The following is a 7,472-nucleotide window of genomic DNA, read 5'->3' on the forward strand; positions in this document are numbered from 1 at the left end:
TAAGCTCGTTTCTGCCCACAATACTTGGCTGGCGACGGCCCGGGAAGATAGGTGGTGCCAACACAAAGCAGGTTACTTCGGTAGCCTGCTTTGCTTTTTGCTTTGATTGAGGGGCACTGTCTTTTTGTACAGTGTCTTCCCATATCCCTACCAGTGCAATTTACATTTTCCCGTGACATGATCAAATTTCCAGAGTAGATTGTATCTGTGCTTTGCGTCCAGTACTATACTGCCAGAGGGAGAAGCCGGATTCAGCCGCAGGAGCGTTCGCCTGTCTTCATCCAGCAGCGATACCTCCAGGTCTCCTCTTGACAGTTGGCATTCCAATGTAAATTCGTAAACACGGCATTTATGAAACCTTCTCAAATGCCGGACCCAGCCATTGCATGAGTTCACTGAAACCTTGTCGCAGTTCTTCCCGACTCGAAATAGGAAGAAGACTGCGGCGATGCGTTTTCTTATCACATAGCCTTGATGGCAGAGTAGGCATGCGGCACATATGGCCACTCCAGGAATGAGAAATTGTACCATCGGAAAGCCCTCCCCGCCTTAGAGTAGCACATGAGGTAGTTCTTGTAAAGTTAAAACTCCAAAAAAAGGCACCCATTCCTGTTATAAAAGACAGGGATGGGCTTTCCTTTTGGAAACTGGAGCGCGAACTACATAAAGCAGCATAGAAGAATCGGCAGAAAAATCGCCGGGACATAATTCATGACCTTTAGTTTCGTAACGCCAATCAGGTTTAACCCCAGCCCTACAATCAGTACCGAGCCCACTACCGTCATCTCCGGAATCGTGGCGGGATTTTGCTGGAGCAGCGGAGCAACCAGACTCGCCAAACAGGCGATTCCGCCTTCGATCACCAACACCGCAAAGGCTGCCATCAGCACACCAATCCCTAAAGAAGATGCAAAGATCATGGAAGATACAAAGTCCAGCGTGGCTTTGGTGAACAGCATCTCGTGGTTCCCGGTGAGCCCGTCGTTCAGGGCTCCCACAATAGTCATGGCCCCCACACAGAAGACCAGAGAGGCCGTTACAAAGCCTTCCGCCAGGGAGGGACCCTCACGTCCACCTCTCTTGAAGCGCCGCTCCAGGCCCTCCGCAAAACGGTTTAAGTGGCCATCCAGATTGCATAGCTCGCCTATGACCGCGCCGACGGCAATGGAAATGATGGTAATTAAAGCGTTGCTCCCATCCAGCATTCCTGTGATGCCAATGAACAGCGTGCAAAGTCCCAGGCCCTTCATCACGGTGTCCCGCAGCCGCTCTGGCAGGATGTTGCCCAGGAGCATACCGATCAGAGAACCGGCAATCACAGTACCGGTGTTGACTATAGTGCCAACCAACATAGCTCGTTTCCCTCTTTCTTTTTTCCTTTAAAGTCCTGATGTAATCGCTGGAAAAAAGGGGCCGGCATTTGCCGGCCCCGGTGACATTATCAACTCAGCCAATCAGTTTCAGACCGGATTCATAGCGCTGTGTGGCGACGTTTTCAGTCAGCCCAGCCTCCCAAGCGGTATAGGCCTCATTCCGCAGAGCGGCGGCGGCCTGAGCCTGCCAGCGGTTCAGATTCGTGCCGGAGAAATACATGACGTGAGCGCCATACTGCGTGTCCACCACGCCGGTATCGCCGGGCTGGCGGGCGGCGTCAAAGCACCAGTCGTTGAATTCCGTGACCATCTGGCCCTGATAGACCTCGGTGTAGAGACCGCCGTCATACTTGGAGCCGTCGGTAGACTCCTTCATTGCCAGGACGGCGAAGGAATCCTCGGTAGCTTCCCCGGACTGCCACTGAGCCAGCAGCTCCTCGGCCTTGGCGTGGGCGTCGGCCTTCAGCTGGGCCTGCTCCTCGGCATAGCCGTCGTCCCCTTCGGTCAGAGTGGCGGCGCCCAGAGGCACCAGGATGTGGCGGATGTCAATGGTGGGATTTTCGTCCCGGAAGCGGTTGTGGAAGACCACGACATACTGAACGCTGCTGTCCGAGAGAACGGAAGCGTCGCCGTCTTTCCGGGCGCTGTCGTAGAGCCACTCGCTGGTGACGCTGCCGGAGGAATAGCTGCCGCTTTCATTGTTGTTATACGTGCCGTTGTGCTCCTCAGCCAGGTCCTCCAGATTGCCGCCGGCCTTGAACCCGTCCAGAATGGCCTGCGCGGCCTCCTGCGCGGCGGCCAGCGCCGCGGCGGACTCCTCCTCGGTGGGTTCCACCATGTTGCCCTCGGCGTCCGTAGTGCTTTCGGCGGCGCCGGAGATGGAGACGATTTCGTAAGACACGTGGTCATAGCTGTTGCGGTCGCCGTTGTAGACCTCCTCCAGCTCGCTGTCGGAATAGCTGAGACTGTTCTCATAGGCGTCGGCGTAAGCGCCATAGCGCAGCACCCGCATAAGCTGCTCGCCGTAGATCTTCTCGGTAATGCCCGCGCCGAAGTTGCCCTTCAGGTACTGACCCACGGAAATTCCGCTGGCCGCGGCGGCGGATTTCAGGGAGGCCATGCTGTCCTCATACTGGGCCTGGACGCCGGCGGGATACTGGAAGCCCTCCGCCTCGGCGGCTTTCAGGGAGCTTTGGATCACGCTCATGTTCTCCAGGGCCTGGTCCAGGAAGTAGTCGTGCCAGGTCATGCCGGCGGAGGCTCCGGTCTCTCCCTCGGTGTCCGCTTCGGGAAGCTCGATGCCCAGCATGGCGGCGGCGCTCTCGCTGATCTCCTGGCCCTTCAGGGAAGCGCCGGTGTTCAGTCCCAGGTAGCTGGTGAAGTAGGAATACTGGTTGACGAAATTACGGTAGGCGCTTTGATAATAGTAGCCCACTTCGGCGGCGGAGTAGTTCTCGCCGTCGATGGAGGCGGCCTTGGTCATTCTGGGAATGACGTCGCTGCGCCAAACTAGGGAGGCGATGACCGCGATGACAACGGCGGCGGCAATGGCGCCGTAGAGGAGGTTGGTCCTCTTTTCGTCCTTGCGCTGCTGAGCCTCCCGGGCGGTCTTGGGGTCGGTCTGGCCGGTGGCGGCCTGACGGTTTTGCTTTTCTCTCGATGCGCTCATTTGTGTTTCAGTCCTCTCACGTTTTCAGTTACATTTTTGCTTTGGGTCGTATTCTGGTGCACAAGCTGCATTTTACGCACTTGCCTATTATAGCGGAAGAAGGACCATTGTGCAAGCCCCAAATCCATCTCTTCCGGGGAAACGGAGGAGAATTCACGGTTTTTTCATCAAATTCCGGGACCTGTCCGCTAGAATAGCGTTCCAAGCATAGTCCCCCAAGCTGAAAGTACGCTGAAAACCCGGGGGGCAAAGGGCATAATAGTACCCCGCGAAAGCCGTGTAGACCTCGTTATAACCTGCACCTTTACGGACAGGTGGGTCGCCTCCAGCGCGCTTTACCGCTTCCAACTTCCAGCCGCGAACGGCAGCCGGGAGGCCTGCGAACCACGAACTGATCCAGCGTCCCGTATAACGAAATGTGGGTTAAAAAAAGGTCTATCACGCACCCCGCAGGGTACTTTAGCAATAGGATGGGCGGCCGGGAGGAGGGTTATTCCTCGCCGTCAAAGAGGGATTCCATAAAGAGGTTATATACCGCTTCCAGTTCCTCGTCGGAGTCCGGAGTGGAGAGAATGTCCTCGCCGTTCTCGTGCAGGACCTTCAAAATCACCAGTCCGGCGTCGGGGTCTTCCTCCTCACCCTCGGTCTCGGCGGGGAAGAACGCCTGATACAGCTGGCCGTTGTACTCCAGAGCGTCTATGAACTCCAGGACCAGCTCATTACCCTCCTCGTCGGTGACGGTCAGGAAGGTGGGGCCGAATTCTTCACTCATATGGGGCCTCCTTTTTTGAGCTCCCCTGTATTTTACACGGAATTGCGGACAATTGCAAGAGCAGAAATAGTGAAAAAGCTGAAAAGTTGGCAGTGCTGCCGGAAGTTAGTTTGCCCAAAATCCATAAATCCATGTGTTTTTTGAACTTTTTTTCGGGAAAATGCGACATTTTCAATATTGACAGAGGGTGGTACAATAGAAAAAAAGACTTTCTTGCGATTTTTTGGAAGCCATGGAATTCTTTTTCTTCGGCGGCCCCCGTCCCCCTTCCCGGGGGCGGCGGAGACGCGATTCCCCGCGAAGGAGGTATTCATTACTTTGGAGCAGCATGGAAGAAGAGAACAGCCGTCTCCCCAGCAGCCCGCCCGGCGCAGAAGGCCCCGCAAGCCTACCCCGGCGCGGATTGCGCTGGGGATCGTGAAGTGGATTTTCATCACGCTGTGGACGGTCCTGCTCATCGGCGTCTGCACGGCGCTGATCGGCCTGCATTTTTTTAAGGAGTATATCGACACGGTGGTCATGCCCTCGGTGGACGTCCGGGCGGAGGACTACACCATGAACCTCAGTTCCTTTATCTATTACCAGGATCAGGAGACCGGGGCGTGGAAGGAGCTTCAGAACGTCCACGGCCGGGAAAACCGCATTCTGGTGAGCCTGGACGAGATGTCCGACTATCTGTGGCAGGCAGCCGTGGCCATTGAGGACCACCGCTTCTTCCAACACCAGGGCGTGGACTGGAGGCGGACCGGCGGCGCGGTGCTGGACCTGGTGTCCGGCGACGGCAGCTACGGCGGGTCCACCCTCACCCAGCAGGTGCTGAAGAACATGACGAAGGACAACAAGCCCTATGTCAACCGGAAGGTCCGGGAGATTTTCCGGGCCCTGCGGTTTGACGAGAAGTACGCCAAGGAGTATATTCTGGAGCTGTACCTGAACACCATTTACCTGGGCCAGGGCTGCTACGGGGTCCAGACGGCCTCTCAGTACTACTTTGGCAAGGACGCCAAGGACCTGGACCTGGCGGAGGCCGCCAGTCTCATTGCCATCACCAACAACCCCTCCAAGTACGGTCCCATGTCCTCCGTGGTCATCACCCGGGAAGACGGGACCAAGGTCACCGCCCGGGAGCTGAACAAGGAGCGGCAGGGCTGGATTCTGGACCGGATGTGCAACGAGGAGGTCATCAATCCCCATACCGGCGTGCCCTATATCACCGAGGCACAGGCCGAGGCCGCCAAGGCGGAGGTCCTTCGCTTCTCCGACGGGTCCACCTCTGTTGACGAGATCGTGGACGAGGCCAGCGGCGCGGTGGAGATCAACTCCTGGTTTGTGGACCAGGTGATCCGGGACGTGGCGCAGGACCTGCAGGACGAGTTCAAGATTACCGAGGACGAGGCCATGACCCGCCTTTACAACAGCGGTTACCGCATCTACACCACCCTGGACCCGAAGGTCCAGACCTTGGCGGAGAGCGTCTACGAGGACCAGAGCAACCTGGACGTTACCTCCCGGAACGGCCAGCAGCTCCAGTCCGGCATCACCATTCTGGACCCGTACACCGGAAACATCGTGGCCATGGTGGGCAAGGTGGGGGAGAAGGACCGGAACCTGGGCTGGAACTACGCCACGGGACGAAGGCAGGTGGGCTCCTCCATGAAGCCCCTGACGGCCTACGCCCCGGCACTGGACGCCGGAACCATCAGCCCGGGCTCCGTCTTTGACAACTACCCGGTTCAGGAGCTCAACGGCTCGCCCTGGCCCAAAAACTCGCCGAATAAATACACCGGCTTTACCACGGTGCGGGACGGCGTGCGGCAGTCCATCAACACTATCGCCGTTCAGTCCCTTCAGTCCGTGGGGGTGGAGGAGGCTTACCGCTTCGCCACGGAGAACCTGCGGCTGGGGCTGGTGGCGGACGACATGGTGGTGGGCGCGCTGGGCATGGGCGGCCTGTCCCACGGGCTGAATACCGTGGAGATGGCGGCGGCCTACGCGTGCTTTGCCAACAACGGCATTTATAACGAACCCCGAACGTATATCCGGGTCACCCGCGTCGACAGCAGCACCGGCCAGGAGGTGACGGTGCTGGAAAACGAGGGCGAGACTCACGTGGCCATGAAGGAGACCACCGCATACCTCATGACCGAAATGCTGAAAAACGCCGTAGCCTCCGGCACCGGTGGACAGGCCCGGTTCAGCGGTATGACCATCGCCGGAAAGACCGGCACCACGAACAAGAATTACGACCGCTATTTTGTGGGCTATACGCCCTACTACGTGGCGGCGGTGTGGACGGGCTATGATGAGAACGAGCGTATCAGCTATAACGGAAACCCCGCCATCACCATGTGGAAAAAGGTCATGGAGCCCCTCCACGCAGACCTGGAGAACAAGGGCTTTGACAACCGGCCCGCTTCGGGGCTGACCTCCATTGAGGTGTGTCTGGACAGCGGCATGAAGCCCACGGACGCCTGCCGGGCGGACCCCCGGGGAGGGCGGATAGCCAGCTTTGAGGCGGCGGCGGGCACGGGCCCCACAGAGGAGTGCGCCATCCATAAGGTGGTGTCCTACTGCACCGAGGGCCACTGCCTGGCGGGGGAGACCTGCCCGCCGGAAGTGGTGGAGGAGCGGGCCTATCTGGACTATGTCCGGGAGGATTACGGCCCCAGCATCACGGCGGAGGACGACGCCTATCTCATCAGCAATTTGGAAAAGGCCAGGGAGCCCTCGGAGGAGAATCCCGCCGGCGGCTGCCCCGTTCACGAGGGCGTGCCCCTGCCGCCTGAGGAGGACCCGCTGAATCCGGAGGAGCCCGGCGGCTTCACGCCTCCCAGCGTGACCGAGCCCAACGTGCCGTCCACAGGCGGCGATTCGCACGAGGGATACGGCGGCAACAGTAATCCGGGGACCGACACGCCCCAGCCGCCCGTCACGCCGGAACCGGACCCTGTTCCCGAGCCCCCCGACGAGCCGGCGGAGCCGGTGACCCCCGCCCCGGACCCCAACGGAGGGGGCGGACTGTTTGAAGATCTCTGGGGAATTGCCCCCTAGGGAAGGACCTGCGCAAAAGGCGCCGCGAGAGCGGCGCCTTTTTTCGTGCCCAGGTTCCCTCCAGATTGCGACCGCTTTCCCGGTCCTCCTGTCCTATAATAACGTTTGGAAAAAGGAGGGAGCGGCCCGTGACCGTCGTTTACATAGACAGCGTGTTCGTGCTGAACGGGCTGATGGATTACCTGCTGCTGCTCTGTGCCGGGCGCCTGGCGGGACTGCCCCTGCGGCGAAAGCGGTACGCCCTGGCGGCCTTGGCGGGAGGCGCCTACGCGGCGGCGGTGTTTCTGCCGGGACTGGGCTTTCTGGCGGAGGCCCCGGTGAAGCTGGCGGCGGGGGTGCTGCTGGGGCTGCTGGCTTACGGCGGGGAGGAAAAGCTGCTGCGGCTGATTCTGCTGTTTTTCGCTGTTTCCTGCGCCATGGCGGGCTGCGTGCTGGGCCTGGGCCTGCTGGCGGGGGGCGGCGTGCCGGTGGTGAACGGCGTTTTTTACACCAACGTGGACGCCAGGGCCCTGGTGATCGCCGGGGCGGCGGCGTACCTGGTTTTATCGCTGGTCTTCCGGGCGGCGGCGGGCCACGGCGTGAAGGGGCATCTGCTTCCGGTCCGGGT

Annotated in this window: 5 protein-coding genes and 1 other RNA gene; 2 read left to right on the plus strand and 4 right to left on the minus strand. The window is 59.5% G+C overall.

The window, feature by feature from the left end; translation table 11 throughout:
* Positions 1-659 precede the first annotated feature (659 nt).
* From QZ329_RS14100 to QZ329_RS14115, 4 genes are all read right to left on the minus strand, one after another.
* A complete protein-coding gene (locus QZ329_RS14100; RefSeq protein WP_295753641.1) occupies positions 660-1,352 on the minus strand; it encodes a DUF554 domain-containing protein in 693 nt (230 codons plus the stop codon).
* Positions 1,353-1,446: 94 nt separating this feature from the next.
* Positions 1,447-3,042, minus strand: coding sequence for a peptidylprolyl isomerase (locus QZ329_RS14105; protein ID WP_295753643.1), 1,596 nt, complete (start codon positions 3,040-3,042; stop codon positions 1,447-1,449).
* A gap of 259 nt (positions 3,043-3,301) precedes the next feature.
* Positions 3,302-3,501, minus strand: a non-coding RNA gene (ssrS, locus tag QZ329_RS14110) — 6S RNA.
* Positions 3,502-3,532: 31 nt separating this feature from the next.
* On the minus strand, positions 3,533-3,814 hold the full coding sequence (locus tag QZ329_RS14115) for a DUF1292 domain-containing protein (protein ID WP_295753644.1): 282 nt from the start codon (positions 3,812-3,814) through the stop codon (positions 3,533-3,535).
* 318 nt (positions 3,815-4,132) lie between these two features.
* On the opposite strand from QZ329_RS14115, the gene QZ329_RS14120 reads away from it, so the two are divergent.
* Complete coding sequence (locus tag QZ329_RS14120) at positions 4,133-6,865, plus strand: transglycosylase domain-containing protein (RefSeq protein ID WP_295753645.1); 2,733 nt, start codon at positions 4,133-4,135, stop codon at positions 6,863-6,865.
* A gap of 128 nt (positions 6,866-6,993) precedes the next feature.
* Positions 6,994-7,472 (plus strand): sigma-E processing peptidase SpoIIGA (locus QZ329_RS14125; RefSeq protein ID WP_295753646.1); only part of this gene is annotated, 479 nt, incomplete at its 3' end.

It is taken from the genome of uncultured Oscillibacter sp., from assembly GCF_910579365.1.
GTDB lineage: Bacteria > Bacillota > Clostridia > Oscillospirales > Oscillospiraceae > Oscillibacter.